The sequence below is a fragment of the Kribbella sp. NPDC004138 genome, assembly GCF_053603655.1.
On the sequence record NZ_JBSGFZ010000014.1, the window covers coordinates 173,233 to 191,148 of the forward strand.

The 17,916-nt window shown below is 70.6% G+C and carries 19 protein-coding genes; 13 read left to right on the plus strand and 6 right to left on the minus strand.

Annotated features, from left to right (window positions below):
- Position 1 precedes the first annotated feature (1 nt).
- The 4 genes from ACWEOO_RS21230 to ACWEOO_RS21245 are packed head-to-tail and all read left to right on the plus strand — an operon-like array spanning position 2 to position 2,500.
- A complete protein-coding gene (locus ACWEOO_RS21230) occupies positions 2-709 on the plus strand; it encodes an arsenate reductase/protein-tyrosine-phosphatase family protein (protein ID WP_452144449.1) in 708 nt (235 codons plus the stop codon).
- Positions 706-1,371, plus strand: a complete 666-nt coding sequence (locus tag ACWEOO_RS21235) for an arsenate reductase ArsC (RefSeq protein ID WP_452144450.1) — start codon at positions 706-708, stop codon at positions 1,369-1,371. The genes ACWEOO_RS21230 and ACWEOO_RS21235 overlap by 4 nt, the downstream gene beginning before the upstream one ends.
- Entirely contained in the window at positions 1,368-2,102 is a 735-nt protein-coding gene (locus ACWEOO_RS21240) for an aquaporin (RefSeq protein WP_452144451.1), read from the plus strand. Before ACWEOO_RS21235 ends, ACWEOO_RS21240 begins: the two co-directional genes overlap by 4 nt.
- On the plus strand, positions 2,099-2,500 hold the full coding sequence (locus ACWEOO_RS21245; RefSeq protein ID WP_452144452.1) for an arsenate reductase ArsC: 402 nt from the start codon (positions 2,099-2,101) through the stop codon (positions 2,498-2,500). The genes ACWEOO_RS21240 and ACWEOO_RS21245 overlap by 4 nt, the downstream gene beginning before the upstream one ends.
- A 154-nt stretch (positions 2,501-2,654) precedes the next feature.
- On the opposite strand, the gene ACWEOO_RS21250 is transcribed toward ACWEOO_RS21245, so the two are convergent.
- On the minus strand, positions 2,655-3,173 hold the full coding sequence (locus ACWEOO_RS21250; RefSeq protein ID WP_452144453.1) for a DinB family protein: 519 nt from the start codon (positions 3,171-3,173) through the stop codon (positions 2,655-2,657).
- Positions 3,174-3,256: 83 nt separating this feature from the next.
- Here ACWEOO_RS21250 and ACWEOO_RS21255 point away from each other — a divergent pair, with 83 nt between their 5' ends.
- The 8 genes from ACWEOO_RS21255 (at position 3,257) to glsA (ending at position 12,463) form a co-directional block, all read left to right on the plus strand.
- Entirely contained in the window at positions 3,257-4,534 is a 1,278-nt protein-coding gene (locus tag ACWEOO_RS21255) for an amidohydrolase family protein (RefSeq protein WP_452144454.1), read from the plus strand.
- A gap of 11 nt (positions 4,535-4,545) precedes the next feature.
- Positions 4,546-5,034 carry a hypothetical protein gene (locus ACWEOO_RS21260; RefSeq protein ID WP_452144455.1) on the plus strand — a complete coding sequence of 163 codons (489 nt, stop codon included), beginning with the start codon at positions 4,546-4,548 and terminating at the stop codon, positions 5,032-5,034.
- Between the two features lie 8 nt (positions 5,035-5,042).
- Positions 5,043-5,882 carry a cytochrome bc1 complex diheme cytochrome c subunit gene (gene qcrC / locus ACWEOO_RS21265; protein WP_452144456.1) on the plus strand — a complete coding sequence of 280 codons (840 nt, stop codon included), beginning with the start codon at positions 5,043-5,045 and terminating at the stop codon, positions 5,880-5,882.
- Between the two features lie 106 nt (positions 5,883-5,988).
- Positions 5,989-6,471 carry a DUF1269 domain-containing protein gene (locus tag ACWEOO_RS21270; protein WP_355690967.1) on the plus strand — a complete coding sequence of 161 codons (483 nt, stop codon included), beginning with the start codon at positions 5,989-5,991 and terminating at the stop codon, positions 6,469-6,471.
- Between the two features lie 27 nt (positions 6,472-6,498).
- Entirely contained in the window at positions 6,499-8,004 is a 1,506-nt protein-coding gene (locus ACWEOO_RS21275; RefSeq protein WP_452144457.1) for a leucyl aminopeptidase family protein, read from the plus strand.
- Positions 8,005-8,007: 3 nt separating this feature from the next.
- Positions 8,008-9,675 (plus strand): AbgT family transporter, encoded by a 1,668-nt coding sequence (locus ACWEOO_RS21280; RefSeq protein ID WP_452144458.1) that lies wholly within the window; start codon positions 8,008-8,010, stop codon positions 9,673-9,675.
- Between the two features lie 9 nt (positions 9,676-9,684).
- Positions 9,685-11,481 (plus strand): SLC13 family permease, encoded by a 1,797-nt coding sequence (locus tag ACWEOO_RS21285; RefSeq protein WP_452144459.1) that lies wholly within the window; start codon positions 9,685-9,687, stop codon positions 11,479-11,481.
- A 1-nt stretch (position 11,482) separates the two neighbouring features.
- A complete protein-coding gene (gene glsA, locus ACWEOO_RS21290) occupies positions 11,483-12,463 on the plus strand; it encodes a glutaminase A (RefSeq protein WP_452144460.1) in 981 nt (326 codons plus the stop codon).
- Positions 12,464-12,467: 4 nt separating this feature from the next.
- Here glsA and ACWEOO_RS21295 read toward each other — a convergent pair whose 3' ends face one another.
- From ACWEOO_RS21295 to ACWEOO_RS21315, 5 genes are all read right to left on the minus strand, one after another.
- A complete protein-coding gene (locus tag ACWEOO_RS21295) occupies positions 12,468-13,568 on the minus strand; it encodes a S1C family serine protease (RefSeq protein ID WP_452144461.1) in 1,101 nt (366 codons plus the stop codon).
- A 69-nt stretch (positions 13,569-13,637) separates the two neighbouring features.
- Positions 13,638-13,844 carry a hypothetical protein gene (locus ACWEOO_RS21300; RefSeq protein WP_363718464.1) on the minus strand — a complete coding sequence of 69 codons (207 nt, stop codon included), beginning with the start codon at positions 13,842-13,844 and terminating at the stop codon, positions 13,638-13,640.
- Between the two features lie 80 nt (positions 13,845-13,924).
- Complete coding sequence (locus ACWEOO_RS21305; protein WP_452144462.1) at positions 13,925-16,477, minus strand: LuxR C-terminal-related transcriptional regulator; 2,553 nt, start codon at positions 16,475-16,477, stop codon at positions 13,925-13,927.
- 240 nt (positions 16,478-16,717) lie between these two features.
- Positions 16,718-17,212, minus strand: coding sequence for a flavodoxin domain-containing protein (locus tag ACWEOO_RS21310; RefSeq protein ID WP_452144463.1), 495 nt, complete (start codon positions 17,210-17,212; stop codon positions 16,718-16,720).
- Positions 17,212-17,388 carry a hypothetical protein gene (locus ACWEOO_RS21315; RefSeq protein WP_452144464.1) on the minus strand — a complete coding sequence of 59 codons (177 nt, stop codon included), beginning with the start codon at positions 17,386-17,388 and terminating at the stop codon, positions 17,212-17,214. The genes ACWEOO_RS21310 and ACWEOO_RS21315 overlap by 1 nt, the downstream gene beginning before the upstream one ends.
- A 159-nt stretch (positions 17,389-17,547) precedes the next feature.
- Here ACWEOO_RS21315 and ACWEOO_RS21320 point away from each other — a divergent pair, with 159 nt between their 5' ends.
- Entirely contained in the window at positions 17,548-17,823 is a 276-nt protein-coding gene (locus tag ACWEOO_RS21320) for a DUF1876 domain-containing protein (RefSeq protein WP_452144465.1), read from the plus strand.
- The last annotated feature ends 93 nt before the right edge of the window (positions 17,824-17,916 follow it).

Consider the following 17,916-nt stretch of genomic DNA (forward strand, 5'->3'; position numbering starts at 1 on the left):
AATGAATACTGAGCGAATGTCGCTGGCGGATCGCGCGCGGATCCATGCCGCGTTGGGCGATCCCGCGCGCCTGGCGGTCGTCGACACGCTGGTCGCCGGCGATGCCGCGCCGGGGGAGCTCGCGGCGGTCCTGGACATGCCGACGAATCTGGTCGCGCACCATCTGAAGGTGCTGGAGGATGCCGGTCTGGTCGTTCGCAGCCGCTCGGAAGCAGACCGGCGTCGTACGTACGTCCGGCTGGTCCCGAGTGCACTGGAGGCGATCGCCCCGGCCTCTCTGGGTGCGGTGCCGCGCGTTGTGTTCGTGTGCACGCAGAACTCGGCGCGCTCACAGCTCGCGGCGGCGATCTGGTCCCGCCGGAGCCAGATCCCCGCCTTGTCCGCGGGGACGGATCCCGCGCACCGGGTCCATCGCCGCGCGCTGAAGATCGCTCGCCGGCACGGCTTCGATACTGCAGGGTGGCGCACTGCGCAGGTGCGGGATGTCGTACGTCGCGACGATCTGCTGATCGCGGTCTGCGACAACGCCTACGAACACTGGCCGGTCGAGCAGCGCCCCCGGCTGCACTGGGCGGTGCCGGATCCGGCGCCGGTCGACACCGACGCGGCCTTCGAAGCCGCCTACACCGAACTCGCCGACCGGATCGACCGGTTGGCGCCCGCACTGACGCCCGCATCGACATCAGCCGCCCCTGGGAGCACCCCATGACTGAACTCGTATGGCACCGTCGCCAAGACCTGTCCATCGACCAGCACGTCGCGTTGCGCACCTCAGCCGCGCGGCTCGCCGACGAGTTCTCCGGGATCTACGGCCCGGAGACCGTCGAGCGGTTCCTGCACTCCAGTTACGACCAGTTCGCGACCGGCAGCACGATCCCGAACTTCCTTCCGCTGCTGGCCGAACGCTTCGCGCGGCAGCGGCTGAGCGCCTTGGCCCGCGTCGAAGGGCATCACGACGACGGCAGGCCGGTCGTGCTGTTCCTCTGCGTTCACAACGCGGGGCGGTCGCAGATCGCGCTCGGGTTCTTCCAGCACCTGGCCGGCGAGCAGGCCGTCGCGTGGTCCGGCGGATCGGAGCCGGGGATCGAGGTCAACCCGGCGGCGATCGCGGCGATGGCCGAGCGAGGCATCGACATCTCGGCGGAGTTCCCGAAACCGTGGACCGACGAGGTCGTGCGTGCGGCCGATGTCGTCGTGACGATGGGCTGCGGCGACGCCTGCCCGATCTTCCCAGGGACGCGCTACGAGAACTGGGAGCTCGACGACCCGGCCGGCCTCGACGTCACCGCCGTGCGGCCGATCCGCGACGAGATCGAACGCCGTGTCCGTGTGCTGCTGGACGATCTCGACGTGCCGGTGAGCCGCGGATGAGCCAGCCGTTGTGGCGGCGGCTGGTCGCTGAAGGCGTCGGTACCGGCTTGCTCATGGCGGTGGTGATCGGCTCGGGGATCGCGGCGTCGAGGCTGTCGCCGGACGACGTCGGGCTGCAGTTTCTGGAGAACGCCTTCGCGACCGCCCTGGGCCTGGCGGTGCTGATCCTGATGCTCGGGCCGGTGTCGGGGGCGCACTTCAACCCGGTGGTGTCGGCCGTGGACTGGTGGCTCGGCCGGCGCGACGGCACCGGTCTGGCAGCACGCGACCTCGCCGGCTACGTCCTGGTCCAGATCATCGGCGCGATCGCCGGAGCCGTGCTGGCCAACCTGATGTACGGCGAGAACGCGGTCTCCTTGTCGGCAACGGACCGGTCGGCAGGCCATCTGTGGGTCGGCGAGACGGTCGCCACCGCCGGGCTCATCCTGCTGATCTTCGCGCTGGCCAGGTCCGGCCGGTCCGCGGCGGCGCCGGCGGCGGTCGGCGCGTACATCGGGTCGGCGTACTGGTTCACGTCGTCGACGTCGTTCGCCAACCCCGCGGTCACCATCGGACGGGCGTTCAGCGACACCTTCGCGGGGATCGCGCCCGGGTCGGTGCCGGCCTTCGTGGTCTTCCAGGTGGTCGGCGCGATCGTCGGCGCCCTGCTGCTCGTCGTGCTCTATCCCGTCGCGGGTGGCGCGGCGGGCGAGGTCGTCGTACCCCGCACAGAGTCTGGAGTCGGTTCGTGAGCAAGCCTGTGGTTCTGTTCGTTTGCGTGCACAACGCCGGTCGGTCCCAGATGGCTGCCGGGTGGTTGCGGCAGTTGGCCGGGGATGCGGTCGATGTCCGGTCGGCCGGGTCGGCGCCGAAGGACGAGATCAACCCGGTCGCGGTCGAGGCGATGCGCGAGGTCGGGATCGACATCACCGGCAACGTGCCGCAGTTGCTGGAGTACGACACCGCCAAGAGCAGCGACGTCATCGTCACGATGGGCTGCGGCGACGCCTGCCCGGTCTTCCCCGGCAAGCGGTATGAGGACTGGGAGCTGACCGACCCGGCCGGGCAGCCGATCGAGGTCGTCCGTCAGGTCCGCGACGAGATCCGCGCCCGCATCGAGAAACTCCTCACCGAACTGCAGCCCGGCTAACCGCAACGCCGTTCGGTCAAGGGCGGCGGAGGTGTTGTCAAGCTGCTGGTGGCGAGACAAGCCGTGGTGGGTGGGGACCTGGTATTACCTGTCTCCAGTCACCGTTGCTTGTCTCACGTCCCGGTTCGGGGCTTCCCGCCGCCCTGCGTTGCGGCTAATCCTGTCCGAGCGTCAGCTGGCGGCGGTGGAAGTCGTAGTGCTGGGTGGGGAAGTGGTAGACGTCGGCCAGCGTCATGTAGTCCTTGAAGAACGGGTCCCAGCGGGTCGGGTAGTGCATGCCCCGCTCCAGGTCCGCGTCGGTCTCGGCGTCGAGGCGGCGGTGGAGCTTGTCGACGACGCGGTCGAACAGGGCGACCATGCGGGCGGGGCTCAGGGTGCGCCCGCCGGCGTACGAGCCGAGGTAGTTGATCTTGTCGAAGGGGCGGGTCACGGCGTTCAGCAGCCGGGCGTAGCCGCGGCTGGCCCCGGGTGGCAGCCGGCCGAAAACGCGGACGAGTCCGAGCAGCGCGCGGATGATCAGGTAGCCCAGCAGCATGTGGAAGAGCAGTTCGCGGTTGCTCCAGCGCGTGCCGTTGGACGGTTTCCGCAGGGCCTCGTCGTCCGACGACTCGACAAGGCGCCGGAAGTCCGCACGGGCACGCTCGAGCTCGTCGTGCACGGACAGCCTGTCCACGGATTCATCATCCTCCATATCGGGTGAGTGGCCGGGCGCGAACTGGTCCTACTGTTCGAGATGAGCAGAAGAAGGGTGCCGTCGTGGCTTCGGACCGGGACTTGCCGATCGTCTTTCGCGAGGTGCGCGTCGTGGACGTGCGCAACGGCCGCGTCGGCGACCCGGCGCAGGTCGTCGTGCGCGACGGGATCATCGAGAGCATCGACGCCGGGGGCGAGGTGCCCTCCGGCGCGCGCGTGATCGCGGGGGACGGGCGCACCCTGATTCCCGGACTGATCGACGCGCACTGGCACTCGCTGTTCGCCGCCGCGCCGCTGGCCCTGGCGATGACCGGCGACGTCGGGTTCCTGCACATCCTGGCGGCCACGACGGCTCGCGACACGGTGCTGCGGGGTTTCACCACGGTCCGCGACGCGGGCGGCCCGTCGTTCGGCCTGAAGCAGGCGATCGACTCGGGCCTCGTCCCCGGTCCGCGGATCTTCCCGTCGGGCGCGATGATCTCGCAGACCGGCGGCCACGGCGACTTCCGCTCCCGGCACGAGATCCCGCGCGGCCGGGCCGGTCAGCTGAGTCACGCGGAACTCGTCGGCGCCGTCCGGATCGCCGACGGCGTCGACGCGGTCTTCGAGGCGGCCCGGGAGCAACTGATGCTCGGCGCCTCGCAGCTGAAGCTGATGGCCGGCGGCGGCGTCGCGTCGGCATACGACCCGCTGGACGTCACGCAGTACACCGAGGCCGAGCTGCACGCGGCCGTCGACGCCGCGGAGAACTGGGGCACCTACGTGATGGTGCACGCCTACACGCCCCGGGCCGTCCAGCAGGCGATCCGCGCGGGGGTGAAATGCATCGAGCACGGTCAGCTGCTCGACGACGACACCGTCGAACTGATGGCCGAGAACGACGTCTGGTGGTCGCTCCAGCCGTTCCTGGACGACGAGGACGCGATTGCGGTGCCGCCGCACAGCCAGGCCAAGTTCGAGCAGATGGTGGTCGGCACCGAGACGGCGTACGAACTGGCCAGGAAGCACGACGTCCGCGTGGCCTGGGGGACCGACACCTTGTTCGAGCCCGCCCTGGCGGCGAAGCAGGGCAAACAGCTCGCGAAGCTGACCCGCTGGTTCTCACCGGCCGAGGTGCTGGCGATGGCGACGGTCACGAACGCCGAGCTCCTGGCGCTGTCCGGTGCGCGCAATCCATATCCGGGCGTCCTCGGTGTCGTCGAGGAGGGCGCACTGGCCGACCTGATCCTCGTGAACGGCAACCCGCTGGACGACATCCAGCTCCTGGCCGCACCCGAGACCGCCTTCGCACTGATCATGAAACAAGGAGACGTCGTCTCCGACGCAGGAGGCTTCCTGTGAACCAAGCGCTGATGAATTCCTTGACCGATGCCGAGCGGCTGCTGATCGCCGAGACGGATCGGGACGCGTTGAGCGCGCTGGACGAGGACGAGCTGCTGGAGCTGCACCAGCGGATCCGGCGGGCGCGCACGAAGTACGTGAAGAACTACCGCCGCGGCGCCAGCCTGTCCGTCGCCACGGCCGGGGGGCGCGGCATGGCCTATCCCAAGAACCAGCGGGACCGCGGCAAGGCCGAGCTCTTCGAGGACGCGCTGGCACGGGTCAGCAGGGAGGTGGCAACGGCCGCCCGGCGGGCCGCGAACGAACTGCGCAGCGAGCGGATCGCGGCGTCGAAGACGACCGCCGCCGGCCCCGCTCCGGCGGCAAGGAGTACGACGTCCCGCCCGGTGCGCGCCGCCGACGGACCGCCGCGCGCAACCAAGACCACTGGTGGTTTGAAGAAGGACGCGTCAACCCGGGCCGCCGGCGCACGCCGCCAGGCCAAGCGCGACAAGAAGTGAGCAGACAGATGGGCGAGGCGACTGACCGGCGACCGCTGCGCAGGCACGGGGCGATGAAGGCCGTCGCGTTGGTGGCCGCGCTGGTGCTGGTCGGCCTGGCGTACTCCGCCGTGGTGCCGAACGGCGCGGCCGGAGCCGACGGGCCGCAGTCCCAGCAGATCGAGGAAGGGCGCCGGCTCTTCGCGGTCGGCTGCGCCAGCTGTCACGGACTGCACGCCGAAGGCGGGACGAACGGCGACGGACGGCAGGCCGGCCCGTCGCTGATCGGGGTCGGTGCGGCCGCGGTCGACTTCCAGGTCAGCACCGGGCGGATGCCGGCGGCCCAGCCCGGCGCCCAGATCCCGCAGAAGCCACCGGTCTACACCGAGGAGGAGATCGCGGCGCTGGCGGCGTACGTCGCCTCGCTCGCCCCCGGCCCGGCGATCCCGCCGCCGGAGTCGTACGACGTGAGCAAGGCGACGCAGTCGGACATCGTCCGCGGCGGCGAGTTGTTCCGGACCAACTGCACGGCCTGCCACAACTTCGCCGGGCGGGGCGGCGCGTTGCCGAACGGGCGCTACGCGCCGTCGCTGATGCACACGTCGCCGCGCAACATGTACCAGGCGATGCTGACCGGTCCGCAGCAGATGCCGGTCTTCTCCGACGCGGTCCTGCTCCCCGAGGACAAGCGCGCGATCATCGCCTACGTGACGCAGTTGCAGCAGCAGGACAACCCCGGAGGCTACCCGCTGGGACGGCTCGGCCCGGTGTCGGAGGGGTTGTGGGGATGGCTGGTCGGCATCGGCCTGCTCGTCGTCGTCGCCGTCTGGATCGGCGCCAAGGTGCCCCGGATCCCCCGGAAAGGGTGAAGCTGCGAAATCACCTCAATCGGTGGAGCCGTCCCGCTACCGGCAGTTGATGAAATGAGGCGCTCGGCGCCCCAGGTCGAGCCATCAGCCCAGGAGAGGAACCGGCATGACCCATCTAGTGGTGCTCGGCCTGAACAGTCGCGACGACGCCGAGCGGGTGATCGAGCTGACCGAGGATCTGGCCAAGCAGCAGCTGTTGCAGCGCGAGGACGCCGCGATCGCGTACAAGGACAGCAAGGGCAAAGTGCGGATCCAGCAGACGATGAACCTGACCGGCGCCGGCGCGGCCAGCGGCGCCCTCTGGGGGACGTTGCTCGGGCTGATCTTCCTGAACCCGCTGGCCGGATTCGCCGTCGGCGCGGCCAGTGGCGCGATCGCCGGCAAGCTCACCGACATCGGCATCAACGACCAGCTGATCAAGGACGTCGGCCGTGAGCTGCAGGACGACCATGCCGCGGTGTTCCTGCTCGCCAGGTCGGCGACCGTGGACCGCGTGATCGACGCGCTCAAGCCGTTCGGCCCGACGGTCATCCAGACGAACCTGACCAAGGAGCGCGAGGAAGAGCTCGTCCAGGCCCTGCAGAGCTGATCAGCCCCGTCCGGAGGAGACGTCGTGATGACCACCCCAGACGACTTCGACCCGATTCCTTCCACCCGTCGCCGGCCGGCGGTCGGCGTCGGCACTCTGAAACAGGCCGTGGCCGAGGCCGATGCGCTCGCCGTCCCGGTGGCGGTCGGCAGGCCGCCCGCCGAGGAGCTGGGCGTCGACGCCGCGGGTCTCGCGGCGGCCGGCTTCACCGCGCAGCGTGGTCAGACGTTGGTGCGGCCTACGGTGGACGGACCGGTCCGCGTCGCCGTCGGCATCGGTTCGCCGGACCGGCTCGACAGCACGCTGGTCCGGGACCTGGCCGCCGAGTTCGCCCGGGCCGTCCCGTGGCACAAGCGGCTCGCGATCGAGGTCCCCTCCCGGGACTCCGCGCTGCCGGTCGCGGCGTACGCGCAGGCCGTCACGGAGGGCGTGCTGCTCGCCCGCTGGCGGTACTTCGTGGGCCGCGACGCCGAGGAGCCGACACTCGATTCGCTGCTGGTCATCGCCGGCGACGACGAGGCCGACGAGGCCGCGGCCGGTGTCGAGCGCGGCCGGGTGGTCGCCGCGGCCTGCAGCCTCGGCCGTGACCTGGCGAACTGCCCGGCCAGCACGCTGTCCGCGGTCCGGATGGCCGAGGTCGCGCTCGAGGTCGGGCCACCGGCGGGACTGGAGGTGGAGGTCTTCGACAAGGACCAGCTGATCGAGATGGGGTGCGGCGGGATCCTCGGCGTCAACCGCGGCAGCGTGGACCCGCCGCGGATGGTCCGGCTCCGGTACCAGCCGGCCGAACCCACCGGCCGGATCACGCTGGTCGGCAAGGGCGTCATGTACGACTCCGGCGGCATCAGCCTGAAGCCGAGCGACGAGTCGCACGCGCAGATGAAGAACGACATGACCGGCGCCGCCGCCGTCCTGGCGTCGATGACCGCGCTGCGTGCGCTGGGGTGCACGACGGCCGTGACCGGCTACCTGATGTGCACCGACAACATGCCGTCCGGATCGGCGATGAAGCTCGGCGACGTGCTGAGGATGCGCAACGGCACCACGGTCGAGGTGTTGAACACCGACGCCGAAGGACGCCTGGTGATGGCCGACGCCCTCGCCCTGGCGACCGAGGAGCCGGTGGACGCGATCGTCGACATCGCCACGCTGACAGGCGCCTGCCTGCGCACCTTCGGCGTCGAGATCGCCGGCGTGATGGGCAACCACCAGGACGTCGTCGAGCAGTTGCGGCGCGCCGGGGACAGCGTCGACGAACAGGTCTGGGAACTGCCGCTGCACCGCCCGTACCGCACGCAGCTCGACTCGTCGATCGCCGACCTGACGAACATGGGCGGCGTCAACGCCGGGTCCATCACCGCGGCGCTGTTCCTCGAGGAGTTCGTCGCCGGCCGGCCGTGGGCGCACGTCGACATCGCCGGTACGGCGCAACTCCCGGCACCGCGGACCTGGCGGAACAAGGGCGCGACCGGCTTCGGCACCAAGCTGCTGATCGAGTTCGCTCTCGGGTTCACCCGCCCGCCCGAGGACTGAGCCGTGAACGCCAAAGGGGTCGAGGACAAGCACGCCAAGCCGGGCGCGATGCAACGGGTGCTGGACGGGATCGAGCGGGTCGGCAACAAGGTCCCGCATCCGGCGCTGATCTTCCTCGCGCTGATCGTGATCGTCATCGTGCTGTCCCAGATCCTGTCCTGGGCCGGCACCAGCGTCACCACCGAGATCGCCGAACCGGGGACGGCCCAGGTCGCGCCGGAGTACCCCGGGGGCACGAGTGTGCCGGGCAACGACGCCCCGCCGGCGCCGGCCGTGCCGGACTTCGAGGTGCGGCACGAGACCATCACCGCGGAGAGTCTGCTGACCGGTGACGGGATCCGGTTCATCTTCACGACCGCGGTGCAGAACTTCAACGACTTCGGCGTGGTCGCGGTCATCCTGGTCGCGATGATCGGCGTCGGCGTCGCCGAGGAGGCGGGCCTGATCGCCGCGCTGATCCGGAAGATGGTGAAGGTCGCACCGAAGGCGTTGATCACCTTCATCATCGTGCTGCTCGGCGGCATCTCCAGCGTCGCGTCCGACGCCGGCTATCTGGTGCTGATCCCGTTGGGCGCGGCCGCGTTCGCGTCCCTCGGGCGGCACCCGCTGGCCGGCATCGCGGCGGCGTACGCCGGTGTCAGCGCCGCCTTCTTCGTCAACATCCTGATCACGCCCGCCGACGGCATCATCACCGAGGTCACCAACGAGACGATCGGGCTGGTGGCGCCGGACGTGGACCTGAACGTCACCCACAACCTCTACTTCAGCATCGCCGCGACACTGTTCTGCGCCGTGGTGATGACGGTGATCACCGAGCGGCTGCTGGAGCCGCGGCTCGGCAAGTACGACCCTGCCGAGGCGCCGTCCGACGCGCCGGTCGACCACCAGCCGACGGAGGAGGAGATGCAGCTGGAGTCGCGCGGGCTGCGGTGGTCGGTGTACTACCTGCTGATCGCGATCGCGATCGTGTCGGCACTGACCTTCATCCCGGGCGCCCCGCTGCGCAACCCGGACACCGGGGAGATCTTCGGGTCCTCGCCGTTCATGAGCAGCCTGCTGTTCATCATCTCGATGCTGTTCCTGGCCGCCGGGCTCGGCTACGGCCGCGGCGCGAAGACCCTGACCGGGAGTACGAACGTCATCAACGCGATCGTCAAGACGTTCAACGGGCTCGGCGGGCTGATCTTCCTGATGCTGCTGATCGCCCAGTTCATTGCGTACTTCAACTACACCAACATGTCCACACTGGCCGCGACCGGGCTGGCCGACCTGCTCGAGCGGGCCGACATCGGCGCGCTGCCGCTGCTGATCGGCTTCATCCTGCTCGTGTTCCTGATCGACCTGATCATGCCGGGCGTGATCCCGAAGTGGGCGATCCTGGCGCCGATCTTCGTCCCGCTGTTCTTCCGGCTCGGCATCGCGCCGCAGACCGTGGTCGCGGCCTACCGCGTCGGTGACGGGCCGGCGAACGTGATCACGCCGCTGATGGTGTATCTGCCGTTGATCGTGCTCGTCTGCCAGCGGTACCGGAAGAAGGCCGGTATGGGCACGGTGGTGTCGATGATGCTGCCGTACACCGGGATCGTGCTGGTCGCCTGGACCTTGTTCTACGTCCTGTGGTACGTCCTCGGGATTCCGTGGGGTCCGAACGCCCCGGTGCACCTCGGCTAGGCGGCGGCGATGGACGACGGGACGCTGAGCCTGGTCATCCTCGGTCTCACCGTTGCGCTGTTCGTGTGGCACCGGCTGCCGGTCGAGGTGGTCGCCGTCCTGACGGCGCTGGCGTTGTGGGCGACCGGCGTCGTCGGGTTCCCCGAGATCCTCGCGGGTTTCGGCGACCCGGTGGTGATCTTCATCGCCACGCTGTTCGTCGTCAGCGAGGGCATCGACTCGACCGGCGTGACCGCCTGGGCCGGTCAGGTCATCGTGCGGCACGCGGGCACGAAGCGGGCACGGGTGCTCGTCGCCGTCACGCTCCTGTCCGCGGTGCTGACGGCCTTCATCACGCTGAACGGGGCGGTCGCCGCGCTGCTTCCGCTCGTCGTGGTCCTCGCGACGCGCATCGGCGAGTTGCCGTCCCGGCTGCTGATGCCGCTGAGCTTCGCGGGCAGCGCGGGATCCCTGCTGATGCTGACCGGTACGCCGGTGAACATCATCGTCTCCGAGGCGGCCGGGGACGCCGGCGCCGGGCCCTTCGGGTTCTTCTCGTTCGCGGTCGTGGGGGTTCCGCTCGTCGTCGGGACCATCGCGATCTCGGTGCTCCTCGGGCCCCGCTTGCTCCCGGCCACCCGGCCGGCGCATCCGGCGGCCGACCTGGCCGTCCATGCGGAGACGCTCGACAGCCATTACGCGCTGACCGACAGGTTCTACCGGTTGCGGGTACGAGAGCTCTCGCCGCTGCTGGGCCTCGGCGTCGAGGAGGTCGACCTTGCGGCGTACCCGGAAGTCACCATCGTCGGCCTGCAGGACGGCCGCGGCCGCGCCCGGACGGAGTCGGCCATCGACGTCGACGACGTGCTCGTCGTGACCGGGCCGAACGACCAGGTGCACAGCCTGACCGCGAACGCGTCGCTGGCTGTCAGTACGACGACGGCCCCCGCGGCGGAGCTGATGAACCGTGACGCCGGTGTCGTCGAGGCGGTCATCCCGCCGCGGTCGTCGCTGGTCGGTGAAACGGTGTTTCCCGGTATGCTCCGCAGCCGCGACCTGGTCATCATCGCGGTCCAGCGGATGGGCAAGGATCGCGGCAACCGGCAGACGGAGCTCGCCGAAGGCGACGCGATCCTGGTGCACGGGCCGTGGGCCGCCCTGGACGAGCTTCAGCGCGATCGCGACGTGCTGCTGGTGGACTCGCCCGAACTCGTCCGCCGCCAGGCGATCCCGTGGGGATCCAAGGCGTCGGTCGCGGTCGCGATCCTGGCCGCGATGATCGTGCTGCTGGCGACCGGCCTGGTCCCGCCGGCGATGGCGGGACTGCTGGCCGCCCTCGCGATGATCCTGACGAAGGTGGTCGTCCCGCGCCAGGCGTACCGGGCGATCTCGTGGCAGATCATCGTGATGATCGGCGCCCTGATCCCGCTGTCCGGCGCCATCCAGTCCAGCGGCGCGGCGGACCGGATCGCCGATCTCGTCATCGACGCGGTCGGCGCGGGCCGCCCGTACCTGTTGCTCCTGGCGCTCTTCGCGCTGACCGCGACGCTCGGCCAGATGGTGAGCAACACCGCCACTGTGCTGATCGTGACACCGATCGCGGTCGCGGCCGCACAAGGCACGGCCACCTCCGTCAAACCGGTGCTGATGGTCGTTGCCGTCGCAGGTGCCGCGTCGCTCCTGACCCCGATCTCCACTCCCGGGAACATGATGATCATGAGCCCGGCGGGCTACCGCTTCGGCGACTACTGGCGGCTGGGCATCATCGTCATGGCGTGGTGGCTGCTCATGGCGCTGCTGATCGTCCCGCTGGTGTGGCGGTTCTGACATGCTCGACCGGTACGTCTCCACCGGCGGCCTGCCCGGCACCGCCACGGTCGACCGTCTGGTGCGTACGGCGTACGAGCGGTTCCGCGACGTCGCCGACGGAGCCGTGTCGGAGGTCTACCCGGCGCTGGCCCAGGTCGACCCGGAGGTGTTCGGCGTCTGCATCGCGGCGACCGACGGCCGGTGCTTCGAGGCAGGCGACGCGCGGCGGCCGTTCACCATCATGAGTGTCGCGAAGCCTTTCGTGTTCGCGCTGGTGGCTCAGGCGGTCGGTGTCGAAGCGGTGCGGCAGCTGGTCGGGGTCAACGCCACCGGGCTGCCGTTCAACTCGGTTCAGGCGGTCGACCAGTCGGAGGGCGGGCGAACCAACCCGATGGTCAACCCGGGCGCGATCGCGACGACCAGTCTCACGCCGGGCGACTCGCCGGACGGGCGCTGGCAGTTCCTCGCTGACGGCTTGTCCGCCTTCGCCGGCCGGGAGCTCGAGCTCGATTCCGGCGTACTCTCGTCCGCCTTGGCGACCAACCATCGCAACCGGGCGCTCGCCGCGCTGCTGACGAGTGTCGGCGGCCTCGCCGGTGATCCGGCCGAAGCTGTCGACCTCTACACGAGGCAGAGCTGTCTGAGCGTCACGGCAGCCGACCTCGCGATGATGGGCGCGACCCTCGCGGACGGCGGCGTGTGCCCCGCCACGCAGCAGCGAGTCGTCGGTGCGGACGTAGCGCGCGTGACCTTGGCCGTCATGACGATCGCCGGCCTGTACGAGACGTCGGGCGACTGGTTGCTCGATGTCGGGGTGCCGGGCAAGAGCGGGATCGGCGGCGGCATCGTCACCGTCTCGCCCGGCAAGGGTGCGCTGGGCACCTACGGCCCGCGGCTCGATGTCGCCGGCAACAGCGTCACGGGCGGGCTCGCGGCGCGGTTCCTGGCGAGCAGCCTCGGTCTCGATCTGCTCGCCTCCCAGCCCGTCGCGCCCGCCTGAGCGACTACTGGGCGGCCAGCGTGAGCGTCGTGGTCGCCGGGGTCTCGCCGCGTACGTACGACAGCTTCAGGGTGTCTCCGGCCTTCCGGGTCAGCGTCGCCACCACGATCTGCTCGCTGCTCACGGCCGGCTCGCCGTCGATCTGCGTGATGATGTCGCCCGGCCGGAGCCCGGCCGCCACGGCCGGACCGCCCGGGTCGACGGACAGGACGAACAACCCGGCGCCGGACGGCAGCTCCTGGACCTGGAGCCCGGTGGTCGGATGGCCCGGCCGGCCGGTGGCGATGAGCTGGTCGGCGATCGGTTTCGCCAGGTCGACGGGAATGGCGAAGCCGAGCCCGACACTCCCGCCGCCGCTGACTCCGGCCGCGTTGGGGACCGTCGCGATCGCGGCGTTGACGCCGACGAGATGTCCAGAGCAGTCCACCAGCGCGCCGCCGCTGTTGCCGGGGTTGATGGCGGCATCGGTCTGGATCGCGCCGATCAGGTGATGGGTCACGTTGTCGCCGGGTACCGGGACGTAGCGGTCGAGCGCGCTGACGATCCCGGAAGTGACCGTACTGGCCAGGCCGAGCGGAGCGCCGAGCGCGACGACGGGCTGACCGACCTCCAGCGCCTGTGAGGATCCGGTGGCGATCACGGGACGGTTCTTGGCCTCGTCGGCCGCCTTGAGCACGGCCAGGTCGGTGCTCGGGTCGCGTCCGACGATCGTGGCGTCCGAGCTGTGGCCGTCGCTGTACCGGACCGCGACGGAGCCGCCGCCCGCGGCGACCGAGATGACGTGGTCGTTGGTGAGGATGTAGCCGCCCTCCTTGAAGATCTGCCCCGAACCGGTGCCGGCCGCGGCGCCGCCCCGGGCGGAGATCGTGACGATCGACGGCAGGACCTGGTCGGCGACCGGAACGGCCCGGCACATCGCCGTACCGGTGTCGCCGCCGCTCGCCGCCGCGGCGCCGCTGTCCCGCCGTACAGCGACGAAGATCACCGCAGTGACCAGCGCGCCGGCGACGGCACCGGCAATGATCGTGAGCAGCGGCCGGTGTGCGAGACGGCTCCACCAGTCGCGGGACCCAGGGGCCGGCGATCCGGTGTCTGGCTGGGCCATCTCGACCTCCTCGGAAGAGTTTCGTGGCGCGGGGGCACCTCACCCGGTCCGGGTGACCGCGCCGCCGGGTCAGGTGGAGGACGGGATCTGGACCACCTCGATGATCGTGATCCCGAGCGTGTCCAGGTGGTTGAGCACGCCGGTCAGGGCCGACTGGTCCTCGAGATCGCCGTGCAGGACCGTCTGGGCGGGTTCTCGATTCGCCATCAGGGAGGGAAACACCTCGGTCAGCTCCGGCGACAGGTCGCCCTTGACCCGAATCACGTAATGAGCCATGACACTGCCCTCTTCCACGTCCGACAGCATGACTCTGCTGCGTGGACTGCCCGAGAACATCACCCGTGCCGGGGGAGCGGTCAGAGCAGACCGATGGAGCGAGCAGTGCGCAGGGCCGCCGACCGCTTGTCGACGCCCAGTTTCCGGTACAGCGACAGCAGATGTGTCTTCACGGTGTTCTCCGTGATGAACAGCGACTGGGCGATCTCGGCGTACGAGCTTCCGAGGGCCAGTTCGTCCAGGACCTCGGCCTCCCGCGCGGTGAAGCGGATCGTCGCTCCGTTGACGACGGCGTCCAGCGGCCGCGGCGGCTGCGCCGGTGCGACGTCCACGACCGGGATGACCGGGACGAATCCGCCCCGGGAGCGCCGGTGCGCCTGGTAATGGGAGAGCTTGTCGAGCGCGGTGGACGCGAACGGGTGTGCGGCCGGCGCCGCGGTGTGTCGCTGCAGCAGGTCCATGAACCCCGGTTCGAGGCCGGCCATCGCGAGCGGGTGCAGCAGGTGTTGCGGGGCGACGTCGTTGAGGAGGTCCGCAAGCGCCTCCTCGGCCGCCGCGTCCTCCTCGATGCGGAGCAGCAGGATCGTACGGAAGGCCTTGACCGACGCGGCGAGCGCCGGATGGACCCCGGGCAGCACCAGCGCGGCGTCCACCGCGTCGAGGGTGCTGCGGACGTCGCCCTCACCGATCGAGTCGACGGCTTTCGCGAGGGCGGCCTCGGCAGCGTTGCCGGAGGTCTCGAGGACGCCGATCTGCGCCGCGACCGAGGCCCGGTCACCGACCAGGACCGCGACCCACAGGCGCAGCAGCGCCAGGTCACGCACCAGGAACGCCGGCATCGGCCCCGAGTTCGGCGGGTCGGAGGCCAGCTGCAGACGGGCCTCGTCGAGCTCGCCGTCCTCGATCACCGTGATCGTCCGCAGCGTCTCCCGCAGCGCGGCGACGAGGATGTCGGTGCTCGACGCGTCCACCGCCGTCGTCGCGTGGTGCCAGCGCCGCGCCTCGTCGAGATCGAGGCGGTTGAACGCTGCCAGCCCGAGTACGAGCTGCGCCCGGACGACGTACTCGTCCGACAACCCGTGGCTCGCCGCGGCGTCGAGGGCCGACTGGGCCGATCGGGCGGCGCTGCCGGCCTGGCCACGGGTCAGCTCGAGGACCGCCCGGTCCGCCAGCCCGGCAGCGACCAGCTGGGGATGATGTGCCATCCGGGCGGTCACCAGGACGTCGTCGAGGTGGCTGAGCGCGTCGTCGACGCGATTCGCCAGCATCTCCGCTTCGGCGAGCTCGACGAGCAGCCAGGCCAGCCGCTCCAGCCCGATGATCGCGCGCCGGTCGCTCTGGCCCCAGGCGCGGTCGAGCAGCCCCTTGGCCGCCTCGATCGCATCGTCGACGTCGTCCCAGCCGAAGCGTGACTGCCACAGGCGCAGCAGCAGGACGTCGGCCTCGAGTGCGCTCTCTTCCGGGCCTGACCCGGCAGCGGACAGCAGCGCGGTCGCGCGGCTCGCATCCATCACGGCCCCGGTCAGATCGCCGGTCAGACGCCGAAGGATCCCGCGGACGCCGAGGAGGTGCGGGTGCGTGTCGACATAGTCGTCCGGCAGCGCGTCGAATGCCGCCGCCACCAGGTCGAGGTCGCCGGCCGCCAGGATCGCCGGACCGTGGTCCAGCAACGTCCGGGCGATCAGAACCGGTTCGGCGGCCGCGAGCGCATGCCCGAGCGCCCGGTTGGCGTCGCCGTGATGCTCGAAGTAGACGGCGGCCCGGCGGTGCGCCGCGAGGACGCGTTTCGCGTCGTCGGAGCCGACCGCGACGAGGCGTCTGAGCAACTCGACCAGCAGCGGGTGGTAGCGGTACGTCGTCCCCGTGTCGGGCTCCTCGCCGTACGCCGTGACGAGGAGACCGCTGGCGGCCAGGTCGGCGAGCAAGGCGCCGGCGTCCTTGTCCCCGCTCAGCACGGTGGCGAGCCGCGAGGTGATGTCGGGTTCGCCGTAGGTGCAGACCAAGACGTTCTGGGTCCGCTCGTCGAGCATGTTGAAGCTCTCGCCGAGCAGGAGGTCGAGCACCGGCCGTTCGGTCAGCACCGGCGTCTGCGCGTCGCCCGAACCCCCGATCGCGCGGGCTCCGAGGACCAGCGCCGCCGCCCAGCCCGCGGCCTTCTCCTGCAGCAGGTCGACCTCGGCCTGGCTGGCTCCCGCGGCGTGGGCGCGGACGAGGGCGGCCGCCTCGGCGTCCCGGAAGAGCAGATCCCGGGCGCGCAGGATCGACGCCATGCCGTGCACTTCGAGTTCGACGACCGGCAGCGGAAGGTCGTAGCGACTCGCGATCAGCAGCCGGAGGTGACTCGCGGCGCCCGGCAGCAGGGCCGCGAGGAGACCGGACAGCTGCTCGAGCGCGTCGGCGGGCAGGAGGTGCGCGTCGTCGATGATCACGAGCTCCGAGTCGTCGGCGGGCATCAGCAACTCGTCGAGCGCCGCCGGGACGCCGGTCGCACTGATCCAGCGGATGGGGCTTTCGGACCGCGCCGCCCAGTCCGCGAGCAGGACGGTCTTGCCGGTTCCGGCCGGCGCGACGAGCATCGTCAGCGGTTGCCGGAATCCCCGGTCCAGCGCCCTGTGCAGACGCTCGCGGGTCACCAGCGTTCGCGGCGGGCGGGGCGCCGGGCCCGAAGGAGGCCGCACGGTTCGGTGAGTCGACCGGCGACCGGCCACCTCCGGTTGCGGCGCCATCGCCGTCCGCCTCCCCCCTGAGACTCGTCGCCTGTCCAACTCCGCGGTTCGCTCGCGACCTCTTCGATCGAGACTAACTGGTCCGGATCGATTGCGGGAGGCATCGAGCCCGCACGGCAGGCCGGCGTGGCGGGGTTGATTGACGGCTCAGTTTTCGGCGCCGGCCGGTAGGGAGGCGGCGATCTCGTGCGACCAGGCGCGGATCTCGGCCCAGTCCCTGGAGTCGGTGGTGAGGCGTTCGAGGTCGGGGTGGTGGACGACCGCGTCGGGCTGGAGATTCCCGGCGAACGTCTTGATCGGGGGTGCGGCGACCAGGCGGGCCAGGCGGGCCACGTCCGGCGGGACGGGCTGGTCCTGGTGGCTGATGACACCCACCGGGCCCGAGTGGAACAGCCACACACGCCGGGTGCGCAGCTGGCGCTCGTGCCGGCGGAGGAAGCGAACGGCCTCCGGCAGCCAATGCCCTTGATAGATCGCGCTGCCCAGGACGACCGCGTCGTACGGCGTGACGGCCTGGACGGCGCTGAGTTCGCGGACGTCGACTTCGAGACCGGCCGCGCGGAGTTCGGAGCCGACCGCGGCGGCGATCCCGGCGGTCGCGCCCATCTTGGTCGCGTAGGTGACCAGCACCTTCTCGGACATCAGCGGCTCCTTGTCTTGCTCTGCTCGGCTCCCTCCTCGGCCTGGCGCCGTTCCTTGTAGAGCTCGGCGCCGAGGTGCCGCAGGACGGCTTGTTCGGCCACGGGCGAGGTGGACCGCCGGCGGGCAGCGGCGCGTCGGGCGTCGGCCTGGGTGCGGTGCTTCTCGAAGTCGCTCATGGCGCCTCCTCTCGTACGCCTCCAGCACACTCCCGACCGGGTGCGCCCGGCAGGGCAGAAGTTCCTGCCTTGCAGGTCCGGACGGCCCTGGCAGGTGGCCGGCGGTCCTGGCGAGGATGGCGGGGAGAGCGGAAGTCTGCCGGGCGGAAGGAAGAGATCATGATCATCAGCAGGCGGTGGCGGGTGGACATCTACGTCGACGAGCACGACGACGACCGGACCACGCGGGCGGAGGCCAGGTTGCACACCGCGGACAACACCCATCTGGTCGGGACCGGAGCCGCGCACCGGAACCCGACCGACACCGAGATCGCCGAGATCGGCGACGAGCTGGCCGTCGCGCGGGCGCTGTCGGACCTCGCGCACAAGCTGCTGCACGCCGCGGCCTCGGACATCGAGGCGATCACCCACGAGCGCGTTCGCCTGCACGGCTGACGCCGACCGGCCCGTTCCGATCGGGACGTTGGCCTCTGGGATGCGTGGGGTGACCCGTTCGACCCTCATCTGCATCGCTGCCGTTCGGCGGCG